Source organism: Devosia sp. A449, from assembly GCF_054489375.1.
This window is the reverse complement of sequence record NZ_JBTMWU010000003.1, coordinates 89,639-109,532: the sequence shown is the minus strand read 5'-3', so window position 1 is coordinate 109,532 and position 19,894 is coordinate 89,639. Positions and strand designations below refer to the sequence as shown.

Annotated in this window: 18 protein-coding genes; 8 read left to right on the top strand and 10 right to left on the bottom strand. The window is 63.5% G+C overall.

What is annotated here, in order from left to right; all coding sequences use genetic code 11:
- Positions 1 to 37 precede the first annotated feature (37 nt).
- From ACX3OW_RS09740 to ACX3OW_RS09715, 6 genes are all read right to left on the bottom strand, one after another.
- Positions 38 to 1,636, bottom strand: coding sequence for an ABC transporter substrate-binding protein (locus tag ACX3OW_RS09740; RefSeq protein WP_459095577.1), 1,599 nt, complete (start codon positions 1,634 to 1,636; stop codon positions 38 to 40).
- Between the two features lie 91 nt (positions 1,637 to 1,727).
- Complete coding sequence (locus ACX3OW_RS09735) at positions 1,728 to 2,186, bottom strand: RidA family protein (protein WP_459095576.1); 459 nt, start codon at positions 2,184 to 2,186, stop codon at positions 1,728 to 1,730.
- Positions 2,183 to 3,154 carry an NAD-dependent epimerase/dehydratase family protein gene (locus tag ACX3OW_RS09730; RefSeq protein ID WP_459095575.1) on the bottom strand — a complete coding sequence of 324 codons (972 nt, stop codon included), beginning with the start codon at positions 3,152 to 3,154 and terminating at the stop codon, positions 2,183 to 2,185. The genes ACX3OW_RS09735 and ACX3OW_RS09730 overlap by 4 nt, the downstream gene beginning before the upstream one ends.
- Positions 3,138 to 4,139 carry an ABC transporter ATP-binding protein gene (locus tag ACX3OW_RS09725; RefSeq protein ID WP_459096087.1) on the bottom strand — a complete coding sequence of 334 codons (1,002 nt, stop codon included), beginning with the start codon at positions 4,137 to 4,139 and terminating at the stop codon, positions 3,138 to 3,140. Before ACX3OW_RS09725 ends, ACX3OW_RS09730 begins: the two co-directional genes overlap by 17 nt.
- On the bottom strand, positions 4,139 to 5,170 hold the full coding sequence (locus ACX3OW_RS09720; protein WP_459095574.1) for an ABC transporter ATP-binding protein: 1,032 nt from the start codon (positions 5,168 to 5,170) through the stop codon (positions 4,139 to 4,141). Before ACX3OW_RS09720 ends, ACX3OW_RS09725 begins: the two co-directional genes overlap by 1 nt.
- Positions 5,157 to 6,290: a mandelate racemase/muconate lactonizing enzyme family protein gene (locus ACX3OW_RS09715; RefSeq protein ID WP_459095573.1), complete on the bottom strand. Its 1,134-nt coding sequence runs from the start codon at positions 6,288 to 6,290 to the stop codon at positions 5,157 to 5,159. The genes ACX3OW_RS09720 and ACX3OW_RS09715 overlap by 14 nt, the downstream gene beginning before the upstream one ends.
- 143 nt (positions 6,291 to 6,433) lie before the next feature.
- On the opposite strand from ACX3OW_RS09715, the gene ACX3OW_RS09710 reads away from it, so the two are divergent.
- The 5 genes from ACX3OW_RS09710 (at position 6,434) to dxs (ending at position 13,828) form a co-directional block, all read left to right on the top strand.
- The gene (locus ACX3OW_RS09710; RefSeq protein WP_459095572.1) at positions 6,434 to 7,309 is read left to right on the top strand and encodes an alpha/beta hydrolase; all 876 of its coding nucleotides are present in this window, start codon (positions 6,434 to 6,436) and stop codon (positions 7,307 to 7,309) included.
- 39 nt (positions 7,310 to 7,348) lie between these two features.
- Positions 7,349 to 8,005 carry a hypothetical protein gene (locus ACX3OW_RS09705; protein ID WP_459095571.1) on the top strand — a complete coding sequence of 219 codons (657 nt, stop codon included), beginning with the start codon at positions 7,349 to 7,351 and terminating at the stop codon, positions 8,003 to 8,005.
- Between the two features lie 164 nt (positions 8,006 to 8,169).
- On the top strand, positions 8,170 to 9,870 hold the full coding sequence (locus ACX3OW_RS09700; protein WP_459095570.1) for a L,D-transpeptidase family protein: 1,701 nt from the start codon (positions 8,170 to 8,172) through the stop codon (positions 9,868 to 9,870).
- Positions 9,871 to 10,075: 205 nt separating this feature from the next.
- The gene (locus ACX3OW_RS09695; RefSeq protein WP_459095569.1) at positions 10,076 to 11,755 is read left to right on the top strand and encodes a DUF882 domain-containing protein; all 1,680 of its coding nucleotides are present in this window, start codon (positions 10,076 to 10,078) and stop codon (positions 11,753 to 11,755) included.
- Between the two features lie 141 nt (positions 11,756 to 11,896).
- A complete protein-coding gene (gene dxs / locus ACX3OW_RS09690; protein ID WP_459095568.1) occupies positions 11,897 to 13,828 on the top strand; it encodes a 1-deoxy-D-xylulose-5-phosphate synthase in 1,932 nt (643 codons plus the stop codon).
- Positions 13,829 to 13,909: 81 nt separating this feature from the next.
- Here dxs and ACX3OW_RS09685 read toward each other — a convergent pair whose 3' ends face one another.
- Positions 13,910 to 15,466: a sensor histidine kinase gene (locus tag ACX3OW_RS09685; RefSeq protein ID WP_459095567.1), complete on the bottom strand. Its 1,557-nt coding sequence runs from the start codon at positions 15,464 to 15,466 to the stop codon at positions 13,910 to 13,912.
- Positions 15,467 to 15,668: 202 nt separating this feature from the next.
- On the bottom strand, positions 15,669 to 15,932 hold the full coding sequence (locus ACX3OW_RS09680; protein WP_459095566.1) for a DUF2312 domain-containing protein: 264 nt from the start codon (positions 15,930 to 15,932) through the stop codon (positions 15,669 to 15,671).
- Positions 15,933 to 16,075: 143 nt separating this feature from the next.
- On the opposite strand from ACX3OW_RS09680, the gene ACX3OW_RS09675 reads away from it, so the two are divergent.
- Together ACX3OW_RS09675 and pyk are read left to right on the top strand one after the other, a co-directional pair.
- The gene (locus ACX3OW_RS09675) at positions 16,076 to 16,672 is read left to right on the top strand and encodes a DUF1036 domain-containing protein (protein WP_459095565.1); all 597 of its coding nucleotides are present in this window, start codon (positions 16,076 to 16,078) and stop codon (positions 16,670 to 16,672) included.
- Complete coding sequence (gene pyk, locus ACX3OW_RS09670) at positions 16,669 to 18,105, top strand: pyruvate kinase (RefSeq protein WP_459095564.1); 1,437 nt, start codon at positions 16,669 to 16,671, stop codon at positions 18,103 to 18,105. The genes ACX3OW_RS09675 and pyk overlap by 4 nt, the downstream gene beginning before the upstream one ends.
- Before the next feature lie 75 nt (positions 18,106 to 18,180).
- Here pyk and ACX3OW_RS09665 read toward each other — a convergent pair whose 3' ends face one another.
- Both ACX3OW_RS09665 and ykgO read right to left on the bottom strand, forming a co-directional pair.
- A complete protein-coding gene (locus ACX3OW_RS09665; RefSeq protein WP_459095563.1) occupies positions 18,181 to 18,867 on the bottom strand; it encodes an outer membrane protein in 687 nt (228 codons plus the stop codon).
- Positions 18,868 to 19,019: 152 nt separating this feature from the next.
- Positions 19,020 to 19,145, bottom strand: a complete 126-nt coding sequence (gene ykgO / locus ACX3OW_RS09660; RefSeq protein WP_046139985.1) for a type B 50S ribosomal protein L36 — start codon at positions 19,143 to 19,145, stop codon at positions 19,020 to 19,022.
- 215 nt (positions 19,146 to 19,360) lie between these two features.
- Here ykgO and ACX3OW_RS09655 point away from each other — a divergent pair, with 215 nt between their 5' ends.
- Positions 19,361 to 19,873 (top strand): response regulator, encoded by a 513-nt coding sequence (locus ACX3OW_RS09655; protein WP_459095562.1) that lies wholly within the window; start codon positions 19,361 to 19,363, stop codon positions 19,871 to 19,873.
- Positions 19,874 to 19,894 lie beyond the last annotated feature (21 nt).

The following is a 19,894-nucleotide window of genomic DNA, read 5'->3' as shown; positions in this document are numbered from 1 at the left end:
GGAGCGGGAGGCATCGGAACGCCTCCCGCTGATGGCATCAATTGGCGAGGAAGGTCCGCGCCAGGCCGAAATACCAGCCGGTCGGGTGCTGCGAGAAATTCTGCACCTTCTCGTTACGAACCGTCACGTGGTCAGGCGAATAGAGCATGATCGTGGGGACGGTCTCGGCCATGATGGCCTGGTAGCGCAGGTAGATCTCGCGGCGCTTGGCCGGATCGGACTCGGCACGGCCTTCGTCCAGCAGCGCGCTGGCTTCGGCATTGTCCCAGTTGCGGAAGTCGGCGCCATCGGGCTTCTGGTGGAAGTGGCGATAGAACAGCAGGCTCGGATCGGGCTGTGCGGCCCAGTCGTTGAAGGTGAAGCCCATCTGGCTGGAGCGGAAATTATTCACCCACACGCCCAGATCGACGCGCTGGATTTCCAGCGTGATGCCGATCTTTGCCAGCTGCTCGCGCAGCGTCACCGAGGCTGTATCCATCCAGTCATAGCCATTGATCGAGGTCAGCGTCATGGTGAAACCATCGGCCAGACCAGCTTCGGCCATCAGCGCCTTGGCCTTTTCGATATCGGGGCCCTGCATCGGCACCTGATCGAGCGGCAGGCCCCAGGCGTCCTGCATGCCGGCAACCATGGTGCCCAGAACGGTGCCATATTCACCGACCGAGGCCTTCATGATCTCGTTCTTGTCGACGGCCAGCGAAATGGCCTGACGGACGCGAACGTCATCCAGCGGCTTGAGCTCGGAGCCCAAATCGATGGCGGTCTGGGACAGCGACGGCCAACGCTCGATGGTCAGACCCGGAACGGACGACACCTGCTGCACGTCCTGGGGACGGCTGAGCACCACCAGATCGACGCGCTGGTTGCGCAGGGCAACGAGCATCGAGGCGCTGTTGGGCAGGATGGAGAAGTCGATGCCATCGAGATACGGCATGCCGGCTTCCCAATAGTCCTCATTCCGCTCCAGCGTCACATGCGAGTTGGGCACGAATTCAGCCAGCTTGAACGGACCGGTGCCAACGCTTTCGGCGTTGATGCGGTTCTTGGAGGCTTCATCATCGAAATAGCCGGCCGGCACGACGCCGCCATACTTGTTGCCCAGCGTCATCGGCAGCGAGGCATTCTTGTCGGTGAGGGTGAAGCGCACCGTATTGGCGTCCACCACTTCGACATTGCTGACCATGACGAAGTCGCCGGCGCCGGGCGAGCCATTATCGGGGTTGCGGATATAGTTGTAGCTATAGGCCACGTCCTCGGCGGTCATCACCTGACCGGTGTGGAACTTGACGCCTTCGCGCAGCTTGATGGTGTAGGTCAAACCGTCTTCGGAAATCTCGTAGCTATGCGCCAGCAGCGGCAGCGCCTGACCATCGGGAGCTTCATAGAACAGGCCCTGATAGACCAACACGCTCAAGCGGATGCGCGCATCGGCAGCCTGATGGAACGGGTCAAAGCCCGGAGGCTCAACCAGCAGCCCCATGCTCAGGCGGCCGCCTGAAACGGCATTCTCAACCGCCGGGCCGTAAAGGCTCGGTTCGGCAGCATAGGATGGGGCCAGCGCCAGCAGGCTGAGCATGGTGGCGCCGAGCAGATTTTGCCCAAGTCGGCGCATGCGGGACATATTCAGAAAAGACATGGTTACTCCCTCTATTCTTGTTGGCTCATTGGATTGACCGCCTCTCCTCGGAACAGCGGTCGCAGTGTGACGCGCCGGACGGCGCGTCCAGTCAGTCGCGATAGGCGACCGTCATTTCGATCTCGACCGACGCGTTGCGTGGCAACTCGGCCGCACCAATGGCGGCGCGGGCATGCCGGCCCGGTTCGCCAAAAATCTCGGCCAGCAGGTCAGAGGCGGCGTCGAGCACCTTGGGCTGGGCGTTGAAGCCTGGCGCCGAAGCGACAAAGCCGTTGATCTTGATAATTTGCTCGATCCGGTCGAGCGAGCCGAGCGCCAGGCGCAGGCAAGCCAGCCCCTGCAGAATGCAGATGCGTGCCTCGCCGCGGGCGGTTTCGAGATCCACCTCGGCACCGACCTTGCCGAACACGCGGACCTCGCCATCGACCTTCGGCATCTGGCCGCTGACATAGGCGACGCCGCGATGCAGCACGACGGGAACATAGTTGAACGAGGGCGCTGCCGCGTCAGGCAGCACGATCCCCAATTGCTTCAAACGGGCGTCGATCATGGCGTATGGTCTCCGGCGATTTGAGCTTGCAGCAGACCGTTGAGGTCATAGCGCGGGGTAAAACCGAAGCGCTGGCGGAAGCGCGTGTCGTCCATCATCGGGAAGGTATTGGCCGGCGGCACGATTTCGTGCTCCACCGCATAGCCGGGTACCAATGCCATGGCAGCGGCGCTGATATCGCTCAGCCGGGCACTGAAGCCATTGATGTGGTAGATCGCCTCGAGCGGGGCGACCTCGGTGAGGGCCAGCACGATGGCATCGGCCACGTCGCTGACATGCATCAGATCGATGGGCAGATCGTGGAACCGCACCGCATGACGCGTGCCGGACTTGGCCTCGGCGATCACCCTGGCAATGGCGCTGGCCGCGCCCTGATACCACAGCCCTGGACCCAGCACGATCGGCAGGCGGATCGAGCTGGCGTCGAGCCCATGCCGGTCGCGATAATATTGGATCAGGTCTTCGGACAGCACCTTGGTCAGGCCATAGATCGTGCGTGGACGCTTGGCCCCGTCCTCATCGACGCGCGCCGTGGCGTAGCTGTCGGCGGGGCCGAACACCACGCTTGAGCCGGTGGTGATAACCCGTTTGATCCCGGCCGCATGCGCGGCTTCCAGCACATGGCGCAGACCATCGACATTGATGGCCATGGCGCGGTCGGCATCGGCCTCGCCACCCTGCATCAGGCCCTTCTGGCCTTCGCCAAAGGCGGCAGTGGTGACCACGGCGGTGGCGCCGCTGGCGCGCAAGACGTCGATGATGGCGGCACGGTCTTCCACCGAACCGGCGGTTTCGTCAAAGCGGCCACTCAGATCGCTCAGCAAATCGGTCGCCATGGGCGGACCGAAAACGTGCACGGCAACGCCGCGCGCCACCAGCGCCCGCACGATATGGGAGCCGACGAAACCGCGGCCGCCGATAACCAGAACACGCGGCGCTGCCGCTACGGTGTCAGAGTGCAATGTCATCGCGGATACATGCCTTGAAGTGGCCGGCGCTGACTTCGCGCAGGGCCGGAATGGTCTGGGCGCATTCGGCCAGCGCAAAGGGGCAACGGGTGCGGAACACGCAGCCGGATGGCGGTGCGATCGGGCTGGGAATTTCGCCGCTGAGGATAGGCCGGCGCTCCCCGGCATAGCCCGGTGCCGCCTGGAGCAGCGCAGCCGTATAGGGGTGGGCCGGGTTGTCGTAGAGTTCTTCGGTCTTGGCGACTTCCATCACCCGGCCGAGATAGAGCACCATAACCCGGTCAGTGATCACCTCAACCACGGACAGGTCGTGGCTGATGAACAGCAGCGCCAGCCCCAGTTCCCGTTGCAAATTCTGCATCAGGTTGAGCACTTCGGCCTGGATCGACACGTCGAGCGCCGAAACCGGTTCGTCGGCGACAATGAAACGCGGCGCCGAGGCGAGCGCCCGCGCAATCGCGATGCGCTGGCGCTGACCGCCGGAAAAAGCCCGCGGATAGCGCTTGATATGATCGGCCGAGAGCCCGACCTTTTCCAGCAGGGCGACGGCCTGTTCATCGGCCTCCCGACCCTTGAGGCCGCGATGCAGCCTGAGCGGCTCGAGCAGCGCATCACCCACCGTCATGCGTGCATTCAGGCTGGCAAACGGGTCCTGAAAGATCATCTGCATATGGCGGCGGAAATGGCGCAGCGCACCCGGATCGAGCGCCCCCAGATCCTGGCCATCAAAGATCACCTGGCCCGCAGTGGGTTCGATCAGGCGCAGCAGCAACCGGCCGACGGTGGATTTGCCGGAGCCCGACTCGCCGACCACACCCAACACCTCGCCCGGCGCGACCGTCAAATCGACATCGCTGACGGCCCGCACGGCGCGGACCGGCGCACCCCAGCCACCAGAATTCACCGGGAAATGCTTGCTAAGCCCGGAGACCGCAACCAGCGGGCGTTGCTCGGCCTGCAGGGCCTTAGGGTCTGATGCCGGCATCACGGTGCGATGTCCTTCCAGCGAATGCAGCGGGTGACGTGCTGGCCGTCCACAACTTCAAGTTCGGGTTCGCTCGCGACGCAAATCGGCAAGGCATGGGCGCAGCGGCCATGAAAGCGGCAGCCGGCAGGCGGCGCCAGCGGGTTGGGCATGGTGCCGGGAATGGGCTGCAGCGAGCGGCGATTGCCGGCGCCGTCGCGGCGCGAGGGAATGCAGTTGAGCAGGGCACGGGTATAGGGATGGCGCGGCTGGGCCAGCACCTCGCGCACCGGGCCCTCTTCCACCACCTGGCTGGCATACATAACCGCCACGCGGTCGGCGATTTCGCTGACCAGCTTGAGGTCATGGGTGACGAAAATCATCGCCATGCGCCGCTCATGCTGCAGCGTGCGCAGCAGTTCGATGATCTGGGCCTGGATGGTCACGTCGAGTGCCGTGGTCGGCTCATCGGCGATCAGCAGGCGCGGATCGCAGGCCAGCGCCACCGCGATCATCACGCGCTGGCGCATGCCGCCGGACAATTCATGCGGATAGGCATCGACCCGCTCTTCCGGATCGGAAATCCCCACCTGCCGCAGCAGTTCAATGGCTTGCAGCCGCGCCTCGCGCTTGCCCAGCCGCTTGTGCACGCGCAGCGGCTCGGCTACCTGGTCACCGACGGTGAACACGGGGTTGAGGCTCGACATCGGATCCTGGAAGATCATGGCGATGTCGTGCCCGCGAATCCGGCTCATCGCCCGCTCGCTCAGGTTCAACAGATCGATATCGGTATTGTCGCGGCCATGAAAATGGATCGATCCACCCACCACGCGCGCCGTGGTGCGGGCCAGCAGACGCATGACGGTGAGGCCGGTGACGGACTTGCCCGACCCGGACTCCCCGACAATGGCCAGCGTCTCGCCTTCGCCAACGCTGAGCGTGACGCCGTTGACCGCCTTGATCACGCCGGCATCGGTAAAGAAATGCGTCTTGAGGTCAGTGACGCTCAAGACCGGCGTTGCAACGGGACGGATCGGATCAGGCTGCGGCATAGCGGAGCAGCGCCTCCTCATCGACCTCGATACCGAGGCCCGGGCCCTGCGGCACGGCGATGAAACCATTCTCGACCACGATGGGTTCGAGCAGCAATTCGGTGCGCAGCGGGTTGGCGCCGAGGTCGTATTCGAGAAGCACCGGCTTGGGGATATTGTCGGAATGCGGATAGACCGAGAGCGAGGCGATAAAATGCAGCCCCGCCGCCAGCCCGATAGCACCGCCCCACACATGCGGCGACAGCCTCAGGTGATGGGCATGCGCCAGCTCGGCAATCTTGCGCCCCTGCCAGAAGCCGCCGCACAGGCTCAAATCTGGCTGCAAAACATCGACACCGCCGGCATCGACCAAATTCTTGAAATCGAACACTGTATAGAGTGCTTCACCCGCCGCGATCGGCATACGTGACCGCGTGCGCAGTCGGCCATAGCCCGAAATATCGGAAGGGCTCAGCGGCTCCTCGATCCAGCCGAGGCGGTAAGGCGCGAGTCGCTCGATGCTCTCCAGCGCCAGATCATAGGTATAGTTGGAATTGATGTCGGCCAGCAGATCGACATCGGCCCCCAGAATGTCGCGCGCCATGGCGACGCGCTCTTCGTCGCTGTCCGGGCTCAGCCCGATCTTGATCTTGACCGCCTTGTGGCCTGCTTCCGCCATGGCTTCGATCTGCGGGCGGAAATCCTCGCGCGGCGTTTCGGTGATATAGCCGCCCGACGCATAGATCGGCACGCTGTCGATGCGCTGGCCACCGATCAGCTTGCACACCGGCAGGCCGAGCAGCTTGCCCATCGCATCCTTGGCGGCAATGTCGATGCCACTGATGCAGGCCATCATCGCGCCCTGCATGCCGAAGTGGTAATGCCGCGCCAAAATGCGGGAATAAGCGTGTTCGATATTGAACACGTCGATGCCGACCAGATAGGAGGCAAGGAAAGCCTCGTAGCCGCGATTGAAGGCCGGCGCACCCCAGGCCTCGCCATAGCCGACAATGCCGTTTTCCAGCGTCAGCCGAACCACGGTGGACTGGCGACCAGTGGCCAGCGACTTGGACATTCCATACGGCTTGGCGGCGCCGAGCGGCGCGCTCAAAGCCACGAACTGGATCGCTGATATCTTCACGCCGGCCCTCGCAGCCAAAAAGGATCAATTCCAGATCATATGTGAACCATTTTGCACCAGAAGCGCAAGTGGGTACTTTAAATCGTGACCAATTGGGGGCTATGGTGCCGCCCAATCTCTCCTCATTCATGCATGGGATGGTCATGAACAGCGTCAAGAAAATCTGGGAAACGCTCACGCCGGAAGAGCACGAGCATCAGTATAATCCGCAGCAGGCATTCCCCAATTTTGGTGAGTACCGCGCTCTGCGCGAGCCGGCCAACCAGCAGGCGACGCTCGAACTGACGGTGCATCGCGATCTGGCCTATGGCCCGCACAAGCTGCACACGCTCGATATCTATCCCGGCGACGGCGACGGCCCCCGGCCGGTGCATATCTATTATCACGGCGGCTATTGGCGGGCGCAGGACAAGGCCAATTATGCCTTTATCGCCGGTATGCTGGTGCGCCACGGCATCACCGCTGTGATCATGAATTACGAGCTTTGCCCTGATTCCACGCTGGATCAGGTAGCAGAATCGGCGCTGGCCGGGGCCGCATGGGTCTGTCGCAACATTGCCCAATATGGTGGCGACCCGCAGGCCATCAGCCTGTCCGGCCATTCCGCCGGCGCGCATCTGGTGGCTGAAATCCTGGCCGCCGATTGGCCGGCGCTCGGCATCGACCCGGCCTGCTTCGTCGGCGCGGTGGCAGTCAGTGGCATCTATGATCCCGCTCCGGCGGTGCTGACCAGCGTCAATGAGCAGCTCCGGCTGACGCCCGAGACCGTCGCCAATCGCAATGTCGAAACCCGCCCACCGCTGGTGCAGTGTCCGGTCGCCGTGCTGGTCGGTGGCAATGAGCCCTGGCAGTGGATCGACCAGAGCTTCCGCTATTCCCATCACCTGCACCGTCACGGCAATCAGCCGGAAGTGCAAGTTCTACCCAATTACAACCATTTCGACATTCTAATGCAGTTCATGCAACCAGAAAGCCCGATTGGTTCGGCCATGCTGCGGCTGGCGCAACCGCGCCGCTAATCCCCTGCCCGCGATTTTTGTACTGAAAAGACCTTTGCCATGACCCAGCTCGATCTCAGCCAAACCCGTCTCAGTGTCTATGACCTCGCGCTGGGTCCGGACGCCAGTTCCATCGCCGTCACCGGCACGGCCTTCGTCTATATCGCGTCCGGCACGGCGCAATTGGCCGATCAGGCCGGCTCTGCCGCCATCGAGGCCGATAATGGCCAGTTCGTCACCGGCGCCTTCACCATTGCCGGCAGCGGCACCGCTTGGCTCTACGAATTCGCCCCGGCCAGCCAGCCGGTCCTCGACGGCGCCGGCATCTGCCTGGTGATCTCGCGCCGTCTGCCACAGGCCTTCGACGGCAACCGCATTTTCCGGGCCGACCGCGTCGAATCCAATCCCGGCGCGCAGACGCCGCTGCATGGCCATCGCGGTCCCGGCATCCGTCGGCTGCTCAAAGGTCGGCTGCACGCCTTTATCGGCGAGGATGCTATCGACCGGCTCGATGCCGGCCATGCCTGGTTTGAAACCGGCACCGACTGGGTCATCGGCAAGAATATCCATGACAGCGCCAGCGCCTTTGTGCGCGTGATGATCCTGCCGGCTGAGTTGGCCGGCGGCACCTCATCCTTCGTGCCGGCCACGCCCGAGGAAGCCAGCAAGCCGCGCTCGGTCACCTACCGACTATTCGGGGAGCGCCCGTGCGATTGAGGCAACGGACAACGTTGCCCCCACACCACAAAGCCTGCTCACAACTTTGCGAGCGATTGCTCCCGTTAAGATTTGCACGCTAATGATTTTTCGCGCGGATCGGCCGCCGATTCCGCCTCAAGCGGGGCGGATGACCGTCATAGCGTTGCGTGCATGGAGCTCAGATGAACAAGATCGTGGTCTGCCTGGTCGCCGTCCTTTTCGGCGCTGGTGGTGCTTTGCCTGCTCTGGCGCAGGATGCCGTGAGCCTCGCGGCCAGCCCGGTCATCATCGCTCCCGCCCAGACCCCGCTCGGGCAAGTCATCAAGTCCGATCTCGGCGCTGCCTATTACAGCGCCACCAAGGACAGCACGGCCTATGCCGAAGCGCAGAAGCTGTATTTCTTCTATGGCAGCCGCCATTTCGAGCCCATCTGGCTCGATGAAGCGCCCAATGGCGACGTTGCCTTTTCCGGGCCCGCCCAGAAAATCCTCAAGCTGTTCGAAGCCGCCGCCAGTGAAGGCCTGCGCCCGCAGGATTATCTGACCCCGGCGCTCGATCCGGCCGGCGCCAAGGGCGATCCGCAAAAGCTTGCTGCGCTCGAAACTGCCTTCTCCGGCGCCGCCTTGCGCTATGCCACCCATCTCTACAATGGCCGCATCCGGCCACAGTCGATCAGCGAAAATTTCGATATCGCCGCCAAGCCGCTCGATACTGCGGCGCTGCTGGTGCAACTGGCGTCCAGCCCCGATCCGGTCGCGGTCCTCGCGGCGTTGGAGCCGAGCCATCCCGAATTTCTCGCTCTCAAGGCGGCACTGGCCAGTTTTGATGATCGCGACACCACGCGCCCGCTGCAGGTCGCCGCAGGCCCCACCCTCAAGCCCGGCATGAGCGATCCGCGCGTGCCGACTTTGCGCACCAGGCTGGGGCTCACCGCCACTGACGGCCTCACCTATGACGACGCGCTGGTCGCGGCCATGAAGACCTTCCAGGGCACGCTCGATCTCGATGTCGATGGCGTCATGGGCCCCGCGACCCTGGCCGCGCTCAATGGCGGCGTGCCGGTCACCCGCGCTGATATCATCGCCAATATGGAACGCTGGCGCTGGATGCCGCGCGAGCTGGGCGCTTTCAATGTGCTGGTCAATATCCCTGAATTCCGGCTGGCCATCAGCCGCGACGGGCAGGAGGAATTTTCCACTCGCGTTGTGGTCGGCACCCTCAAAAACCAGACCCCGATCTTCTCCGACAATATCCGCCACATCGTGGTGAACCCCTATTGGAACGTCCCCAGCTCGATCATCAAGGGCGAAGTAGCGCCCGCCGTGCTGCGCAATCCGGCCTATACCGACAACCAGAATATGGACTTGCTGTATAACGGAACCCCGGTCAGCCCCTGGCAGGTCGACTGGACCCAGGTCAGCGCCACAAATTTCCCCTTTCGCGTGCGCCAACGCCCCGGTCCAGGCAACGCGCTGGGGCAGATCAAATTCCTGTTCCCCAACAAACATGACGTCTATCTGCACGACACCCCGTCGAAGGGGCTGTTTTCGCGCTCCGCCCGCGCGCTCAGCCATGGCTGCGTGCGCGTGCAGGACCCGATGGCCTTTGCCGATGCCCTGACCGCCAACGAGACCAAGATCAGCCGCAGCTCGCTCGAAGCCATGTTCGGCCCCTCCGAGCGCTGGGTAAATCCCGAGCGGCAGATTCCGGTCCACCTGACCTATTTCACCCTGCGGGTAGAGGCCGATGGCGCGCTGAAATCCTATGGCGACATCTATGGCCACAACGCCAAGCTGATCGCCGCCATGGGCCTCGACCGCCCTGCCCTCGCTCCCGAAATCATCGCCGACGCCGCCCCGGTGGTCGACGAGCTGGCGCCGTAAGCGTCTTCACCCCTCCCTCAGGGCGAGGTGAGCCCTTAACCTCCGGTTTACAATTTCGCCTTGGTTGCGCCCGCTTTTGTCCGTAATACTCTTAGGGTGAGGGCTCCGGCGAATGGCCGATTGAGATCTCGTTAGCGTTAATCAATTCGACGATTTTTCGCGCTAACGTCTGACGATAGCTGGCAACAACCGGGCAGAGTTTGGCGTGACGGGGACTTTCTATTTGATCAGGCACCATATCGCGCGGCTCATCGCGGCCGCCCTTGTGAGCATCATCGTCATCCTGCCGCTGGCCATCGGGCCGGCCGCCGCCGCCAGTGAGCGCGCGCTCTACCTCTATTACACCCACACCAAGGAGACGGCCCGCATCGTCTTCAAGCGTAATGGGCAATATGTGCAGTCGGGCCTCAACGAACTGAACGTCTTCCTGCGCGATTGGCGCCGCAACGAACCCGCCAAGATGGACCCGCGCCTGTTTGACCTGATCTGGGAAGTCTACCAGGAGGTTGGCGGCAGCCAGCCGGTCAACGTCGTTTCGGCCTATCGCTCCCCCGCCACCAACGCCATGCTGGCCAAGACGTCGTCCGGTGTCGCCGACAATTCCCAGCATATGCGCGGCACCGCGATGGACTTCTTCATTCCGGGCGTATCGCTGCCCAAGCTGCGCGCTGCCGCCATGCGCCGGCAGGTCGGCGGCGTCGGCTATTACCCGACCTCGGGTAGCCCCTTCGTGCATCTGGACGTCGGTTCGGTCCGCGCCTGGCCGCGCATGACCCGCGCCCAGCTCAAGGATTTGTTCCCCGACGGCCGGACCATGCATGTTCCCACTGACGGCAAGCCGCTGTCGCAGGAAGGCTATCAGATCGCCATGGCCGAGTGGAAACGCTGCCACGCCTATCCCTGCAATGGCAGCACCAGCAGCTCGGGCACGCAGGTCGCCGATAGCAGCGGCAGCGGCCGCACGCTGATGGACATGTTCTTCGGCGGCGATGGCAAGCCTGCCGCCAAGCCGGCCGCCACCCCTGCGCCGGTGCAGATGGCCGCGATTGCCCCGCAGCAGGCCACTGCAATTGCCGCGCCCGTTCCGGCGCCGCGCCCCGCCTCATTGCTCGGCGACGCTCCGGCCGCCGTCGCGCCCATGCCTGTCGCCATTCCGTTTTCCACCACCGGCAGCGCGCCGCTCGATCCGTCCGAGCTGACCCCGGCAGCCCTGGTTCCCATGCCGGCTATGAAGTCGGCGGCGCTGCAGGATGCCACGGCCAAGGCCTTGCCCTCCGGCGACGCCGTCACCGCCATCGCCGCGCTCACGGCGCCAGTGCCGCAGCCGCGCCTGATCATGAGCGCGCCACCGCGTCCCGAAACCATGACTGCCTATCTGGCGCAGAACCCAGAGGCCCAGCGCGCGCTCGAAACCATCATCGACCGCGAGACCACCGCCGCCACCACGACACCCGCGCCATCCACGCGCAAGCTCGCTTTGCCGCCGCTCGTCGCTGCAACGGGCCTTCGCACCGCTTCGCTCGGCAATCAGCCGCCGGTCGGGGCCATGGCCAATCTGTTCAGCGGCACGTTTGGCGCCGCCCAACAGGACGCACCGGTTGCCGCCGCCCTGGCCGAGCATATTGCCCGCCGGCCGGTGCCCGGCACCATGCGCAGCCCGGATCTGATCGCGCCCGACCTCGAACATGTGGCCGACGTCTTTACCGACCCGGCTAATCTGAGTTCAGCGCATTTCGCCAACATCTGGGACCATGACGAGGCCGATTTCGACCCCACCGCAGAAATGGGCCGCTATGTGACCGTCATGGGCGTGGGCGACTTCCCCGCTAGCCTGTCCCACACGAGCTTCGTCACCACCGCGCCCGTCGCGTTGGCCTCGAACTAACACCTTCCCTAATTCGGGCGAGATGCTCGCCTAGCACGACCCCTGCCGCAGTTTGGCGCAGGGGTCCCGCCATTCTTGCAAAGCACTGGCAGCAAGCCTAAAGAATTGAGCTAGCGCCGTTTTTGGCAAAGGACCGCCCGCTTGGCCGACAAGCCTTCCACGCCCCTACTGGACACCATCCAGTCACCCGCCGATCTGCGCGCCCTGCCGCGTGAAAACCTGCGGCAGGTGGCCGATGAATTGCGCGCCGAAATGATCGACGCTGTCTCCGTCACCGGCGGCCATCTGGGCGCCGGCCTCGGCGTCGTCGAACTGACCGTGGCGCTGCATGCCGTGTTCGACACCCCGTATGACCGCATCATCTGGGATGTCGGCCACCAGGCCTATCCGCACAAGATTTTGACCGGCCGTCGCGACCGCATTCGCACCCTGCGCCAGAAGGATGGGCTCTCGGGCTTCACCCGCCGCGCCGAAAGCGAATATGACCCGTTCGGCGCCGGCCACTCCTCCACCTCGATTTCGGCCGGCCTGGGCATGGCCGTGGCCAGCGAGTTGCAAGACCAGCGCCGCAATGTCGTTGCCGTGATTGGCGATGGCGCCATGTCGGCCGGCATGGCCTATGAGGCGATGAACAATGCCGGCGCCATGGATGCGCGGCTGATCGTCATTCTCAACGATAACGACATGTCGATTGCCCCGCCCACCGGCGCGCTGTCGACCTATCTGGCGCATCTGGTTTCCAGCCCGGTCTATCGCGGCATGCGCGAAACCGCCAAGACGGTGACCAAGAAGCTGCCGGCGATCTTCTACGAACCGGCGCGCCGCACCGAAGAATTCGCCCGCTCCTTCTTCACTGGCGGTACGCTGTTCGAAGAGCTGGGCTTTTATTATGTCGGCCCCATTGATGGGCACAATCTCGATAGCCTGCTGCCCATCCTCGACAATGTGCGCGACGCCACCGAAGGCCCGATCCTGGTCCATGTCGTCACCAAAAAGGGCAAGGGCTATGGCCCGGCCGAGCACTCGGCCGACAAATATCATGGCGTGTCGAAATTCAACGTCATCACCGGGGCCCAGGCCAAGGCCGTCTCCAACGCGCCATCCTATACCAGCGTGTTTGCTGACAGCCTGATCGCCGAAGCCAATGACGATCCGCGCATCGTCGCCATCAACGCCGCCATGCCCTCGGGCACCGGGCTCGACAAATTCGCCGAAATTCACCCCAGCCGGGTGTTCGATGTCGGCATTGCCGAACAGCACGCCGTGACCTTTGCCGCGGGCCTGGCCAGCGAAGGCATGAAGCCGTTCGTCGCCATCTACTCCACCTTTCTGCAGCGCGCCTATGATCAGGTGGTGCATGACGTGGCCATCCAGCATCTGCCGGTGCGGTTCGCCATCGACCGCGCAGGCTATGTCGGCGCCGACGGCCCCACCCATGCCGGCAATTATGACAGCGCCTATCTCGGCGCCATTCCCGGCCTGGTACAGATGGCCGCCGCCGACGAAGCCGAATTGCGCCACATGGTGGCCACCGCCGCCGCCTATGATGACGGTCCCATCGCCTTCCGCTATCCTCGTGGCGACGGCATGGGCGTCGACCTGCCGGCGCGCGGCGAAAAACTCGCCATCGGCAAGGGCCGCATCGTCCGGCAGGGTTCTACTATCGCCATCCTCAGCTATGGCACGCGGCTGGGAGAAGTGCTCGCTGCTGCCGACCGGCTGGCCGCTCTGGGGCTCAACCCCACCGTCGCCGATGCCCGCTTCCTTAAACCGCTCGACGAGGAATTGATCGCCCGGCTGGCCAGCACCCATGACGTACTGCTGACCACCGAGGAAGGCTCCATCGGCGGCTTCGGCAGCCATGTCGCCACCTTCCTCGCCAGCAACGGCCTGCTCGACGGAAAACTGCGCTTCCGCCCGCTGATGATCCCCGATCGTTTCGTCGAACATGCCAGCCAGGCCGACATGTATGCCGATGCCGGCCTCGACCGCGCCGGCATTGTGGCGACGGCGCTGACGACGCTGGGTTATGACGAAGCCGCCATGGCGGCGGCCTTGGGTCGCAGCAGCTAAGACCCTAGTCTTCACAAAAACGCGATGTCATCCCGGTCTTTAGCCGGGGTGACATCGTCGGTGGGACTGGATGCGCGCCCCCTACCGATTCCGCGCCCCAGTCGACAGTGCGATATCCGCCTCGAACACCGTCCCCCCATCGTTGCGAAACGCATAGGTGCCGTCGATCTGGGCCACCACGCCCCGGATCAGCCGCATCCCCATGCTGTTCCCTTTGGCGCGCGCCGCATCCATGCCCTGGCCATTATCGCGCACCGCTAGCGCGGCACGGCCATTCTTGCTGTGACTGAGCGTAACGGTAATGACCGCATCCGCCCCGTCGCCGGGAAAGGCATATTTGCAGGCATTGGTCACCAGCTCGCTCAGCAGCAGCGCCAGTGGCGTCGCATGGTCGCGATCCACCGCGATATGCTCCAGCGCATAGCGCACGCTGGCCTGCGAGCCATAGGCGGCCATCACCTGCCCCACCACGGCGGGGATGAAATCATGGGCGTCGATGTCCTGATAGCGGTCATGCTGATAGATATGCTCATGCATCGCCGCCATCGCCGCGAACCGCCCCTGCAGATCGCGCTTGGCCGCGTCGGGCAAGTCCTGCATCCGCACCAGCGACTGCACCGACTGCAGATTATTCTTCACCCGGTGGTGGATTTCGCGGAACAGCATGGTGTTGGTCTCCACCGACGCCTGCAATTCCTTGGCCTGTCGCGCATCGCGATACAGCAGCCGCATGATCCAGGCGCAGCCCAGCAGCAGCGCCAGCATGATCGGGGTGACCATGAACAGCACGGCGCGGATCGCGCCATTGAAATTCGCCCAGGCCGCCTCCGAGCCGACAGCCGCCAGTGCGATGATATTGGTGCCGGGAATCCGGCGATAGCTTACGGTCCGCGCAACGCCATCGATGGGCGAGCTGGCCGACACATAGGTGCCGGTTTCGGCCCGCGCGAGATGCTCGGTGAACAGCGGCAATTGGCTGAGATCGATCGGTCCGTCCGATGGCGGATAGCGGGCAATCAGCTGGCCGTCATTGCGGATCAGGCTCACCGTCGAGGCCTGCTCGAAATCCAGCGTGCCCCACAGATCGCGCAACAAGGCTTCGGGGAACGACACCATGATCGCTCCGGCAAACATCCCGTTGCGCTCCACGCGCTTGCTGAACACGAAGATGCGGTCGCCGGTCAGCCGGCTGGTCAACAGGCTCGAGGTGTAAAACGGCGCGCCATCGCGCAATGCGGTGAAATAGCTGCGGTCGGCGACCGAGACCGACTGCGCCCCCGCCACCGTCGAATAGATCGTATTGGCGTCGGCATCGATAATGTAGACTTCCGTCAGCGACGGCAGCCCCTCCAGCACCGGCGCCAGGGAATCGGCGTCGCCCACCATGGTCGGCCCCAGCGCGGCATCGACCCGGCGCAGCGTCTGCTGCCCCACTTCGGCGATCCACATGGCATTGGTGGCCACGACCTGGGCGGCGGCGCTCGAACGCTCCACCAGCCGCTCTTCGGTCTGCTGCATGCCCACGGCCAGGAAATAACCACAGGTGCCGGTGAAGACCGCCAGGAACACCAGCATGAGCCCGATGGCTGCCGGAATAGCGGACACGGTCCGGCGCGCGCTCTTGGTCTGGTGCAGCATTTGACTCCCGACATGAGGACCGACACCGCCTGGTCCTCAGGCACAACGCAGTCGGGTCGCGCCAGTTGCACTCCAGACTCAGCCTAGGTCACGTAATGCGCCGGCACCCCTGACAAACAGTTCCGCCCGGCAGCGCAATGGCGGCCGGGCGGGACGAAGTGGAGTTCAACATTTCGTGGTCGCCGGCTAGACCGGCATAACCTCAATCGTCGGAGGGAGCGGCGACCATGCCGAGCGCGGCCATATAGAGCTCCAGAATCGCTTCCTGCTCGGCGCGCTCGTTGGCATCCTGCTTGCGGATCGTCACGATCTTGCGCAGGATTTTGGTGTCGAACCCATTGCCCTTGGCTTCGGCATAGATTTCCTTGATGTCGGCAGCGATGGCTGCCTTCTCTTCTTCCATGCGCTCGATGCGTTCGATGAACGCCCGCAACTGATCCTGGGCAACGCTATCTTCGACGGCCATGGCACATCCTTTCGTTTCGTGGCCCCGTTCAATCGCACTAGGCCCTGTGGTTCAAGCTCTTTGTCGGTCAATCCACATTGCGAAAAGCCGCATACCCGCAATTCCGTCAAATCGCGCCATTAGCCATTGACCATTGCGCGTCCATGGGCTCAAAGAAGGCACGTTTTCCGATGTTTCCCGGCACTAGATTGCATATAACCCGTCTCGGCATGACCCTGATCGGCGCGATGCTCGCAAGCCTCGCTTTTTTTGCCACGCCCGCTCGCGCCGACCTTCGCATCTGTAACGAAACGAGCAACCTCGTTTCGGTGTCGCTTGGCTATCGCGCCGAGCGCGGCTGGATGAGTGAAGGCTGGTGGCAGACCCCGCCGGGCGATTGCCGCGTGCTGTATCAGGGTGATCTGGAGCGTCGTTTTTATTACATCTTCGCGGTGGATGATATCGGCGGCGGGGCCTGGGACGGCTCAGTGTTCATGTGCACCCGCGACGAGACCTTCACCATATTCGGGGTTGAGGATTGCCTTGCACGCGGATATGAGCGCACCGGTTTCTTTGAAATCGATACCCAGAACCGCACCGACTGGACGCTGCAGCTGACCGATGGCGTCGGCGGCCCCGCCGTGGTGGGTCCCAATGGCAGTGAAGACCTTGAAGACCCCACCTTCCTTGTCGATCCCGACGACGTCACCATTGACGCCCCGCAGGACGACATAAATACGCAAGAAACGGACACACCATGAGACGGATGAGACGCGCAAAGATCATCGCCACCCTCGGGCCTGCGAGCCATGAGGAAAAGATGATCGAGGAACTGGCCAAGGCCGGCGCGGACGTGTTCCGCATCAATATGAGCCATGCCAGCCACGAAGTGATGCGCACCACGGTCGAGCGCATTCGCAATGTGGAGAAGCGCCTCAATCATCCGCTCGGAATTCTGGTCGACCTGCAGGGCCCCAAGCTGCGCGTGTGGAAATTTGCCGATGGCGCGGTCAATCTGGTCGCCGGGCAGAAATTCACCCTCGACAGCAATGATGCGCCCGGCACCGCCGAGCGGGTTTACCTGCCGCATCCCGAAATCATCGAGAGCGTCTCGGTCGGCGACCGGCTGCTACTCGACGACGGCAAGCTGGCGCTCAAGGCCACCAAGGTCGGCAATGGCGCCATCGAGACCGAAGTGGTCTATGGCGGCAAGCTGAGCGACAAGAAGGGCGTCTCCCTGCCCGATACGCTGCTGCCCACCGGCGCGCTGACCGAAAAGGACCATGCCGACCTGCTGGCTGGCCTCGCCGCCGAAGCCGACTGGATTGCTCTGAGCTTCGTGCAGCGCCCCGAAGACATCATCGACGTCCGCAAGATCGTCCAGGGTCGCGCTGGCGTCATGGCCAAGATCGAAAAGCCGCAGGCCATCGATCGCCTCGAAGAAATCATCAAGCTGTGTGACGCCATCATGGTCGCCCGTGGCGATCTGGGCGTCGAACTGCCGCTCGAAACCGTGCCGGGCCTGCAGAAGCGCATGATCCGCATGGCGCGCCGCTATGGCAAGCCGGTGGTGGTCGCCACCCAGATGCTCGAATCGATGATCACTGCGCCGGTCCCGACTCGCGCCGAGGTCTCGGACGTCTCCATCGCCGTGTTCGAAGGCGCCGACGCCATCATGCTGTCGGCCGAATCGGCTTCCGGACAGTATCCCGTCGAAGCCGTCGCCACGATGAACAAGGTGGCCGTGGCCGTCGAAGGCGATGCCAACTATCGCGGCATCATTCGCGCCGCGCAGACCGAGCCGGAGGCCACGGCCGCCGACGCCATTTCGGCTGCCACCCGTCAGGTTGCCGAAACCCTCGATCTGGCTGCCATCGTCACCTACACCGCCTCGGGCTCCACCGGCATCCGCGCCGCCCGCGAGCGCCCGAGCAAGCCGATCATCGTGCTGTCGCCCAATATGCGCACAATCCGCCGCATGTCGGTGGTCTGGGGCGTGCACTGCGTGCAGACCGAGGACGCCGTATCGCTGGAAGACATGGTCGATCGCGCCTGCGTCATCGCCTATCAGGAAGGCTTTGCCCGCCCCGGCGACCGCATTGCCATCACTGCCGGCATTCCGCTGGGCACCCCCGGCGCCACCAATATGCTGCGCATCGCCTTCGTCCGCCAGGACGGCGCCGGCTCCAGTTGAGCTGTTTGACAGCGCAAACCAAAAAGGCCCACGGCATTGCGCCGTGGGCCTTTTTCTTTGAGTGAGCTGTGCCGCCTAGAAGTGGAAGTTCACACCCACTTTGACCGCATGCACCACCGGCGACACGGTGTAGCTCTGGATTGTCCCCAGCGTCCCGATCGGGGCGGTGCGGCTGCCCAAATTGGCAAAACTATATTCGGCCTTGACCGAGATCGCCTCGGTAACGGCCATTTCAACGCCGCCGCCGAGCGTCCAGCCAACGAAAGTATCGCTGAACGTGCTGGTTGTGCCCGGGAAGGTCGGGGTGATGGTACCCTTGCCGCCGGCGATAGCCAGGCCGCCGGTGGCGAAGATCAGCACATTGTCCATGGCAAAGCCGGCCCGACCGCGCAGGCTGCCCATCCAGTCCACGCTGGCATTGCAGCTATAGGCTGGCGCGCCGATACAGGCTGCGGTGCCGCTCATGCCAGACCAGAGCACATCGCCTTCAAGGCCGAGCACGAAGGCGTCATACTGCACGTTGCCGCCCAGCGTGATGCCGAGCAGGCCGCCGCTGACCGGCGTATCAGTGATCACCCCGGTAACATCGCCGACCGAGCGGGTCGTGCCGCTGCCATAGCCGCCCGCCAGACCGGCGTAAAAGCCGCTCCAGTCAAATCCGGCATCGGTGTAATTATACGGCGTATCAATTATCAGATCAGCAGCGAGTGCCGGAGTAACCAGCGTTGCTATTGCCGCCACCACGCCCAAAGTCTTGCGCATCCCCAATCCCTTTCATCTGCAATAGAATGACGATGAAGAATTATGGTTAACGACCCGCTAAGCCGTTATGGCCTCACCGTCGTCCTGGCGCGAGCAGGCACAAAAAAAGCCCGCTGACGCGGGCTTTTTCAGATTAGCAGGTGCAGGCACTCTTAGCCCTGGCGGGCTTTGAAGCGCTTGTCGACCTTGTTGATGATGTAAACCCGGCCGCGACGGCGGACGAGCTTGTTCGCGCGGTGGCGAGTCATCAGCGCCTTCAGCGAGTTGCGGACTTTCATCTATGTATCCTCGGATCAAACAAAAGAGGCGCCAAGGCGCCCGGAAACTTGGGGGCATACATAGGGAAAACGGCTTTGCCTGTCAACGCGCAACACCCAGTGAATTTGCCTTCCGACGTCGCTTTTCCCCGGTCTCGGTACCGCGCCGCCATTAACGCCCTATACGGAAAGCTAAGCTACTGTGCTTACTGCCGATTATGAGGCAGGCAAACGCCATGGCCAACGAAGAAATCACCAAACACGGCGTGCTGGTCGCCGACCATTCCGCGCATATGGCCGCTCTCGTCGCCGTGATGCTGCGCGGCCTGGGCCGTCGCGACATCCGCGAGGCCTATGATGCCAACCGGGCCATGGCCGAGCTCAATCGCCGAGTCTTTGACGTGCTGGTCATCGACGATGCCCTTGATGGCCTCGACGGCGTCGCCTTCACCAAAAAGCTGCGCGCCAATACCGACAGCCAGAATCGCCACATCCCTATCATCATGATGAGCGCCGCGCCCGACGCCAAGCGCATTGCCGAGGCCCGCGACGCCGGCGTCACCGAATTCCTGCGCAAACCCTTCGCCGCCAACCACCTGCAGACGCGCCTGCTCAGCATCGAGGCCCATCCGCGCGGCTTCATCGACGCCGCCGCCTACCAAGGCCCCGACCGCCGCCGTAAGGTGTTGGACGTGGGAGGTAACGAACGGCGGGAAGTGGTGGCGCCCCCCCTCGCCCCCCTCCCCTGAGAGGAAAGGTGACACAGACTG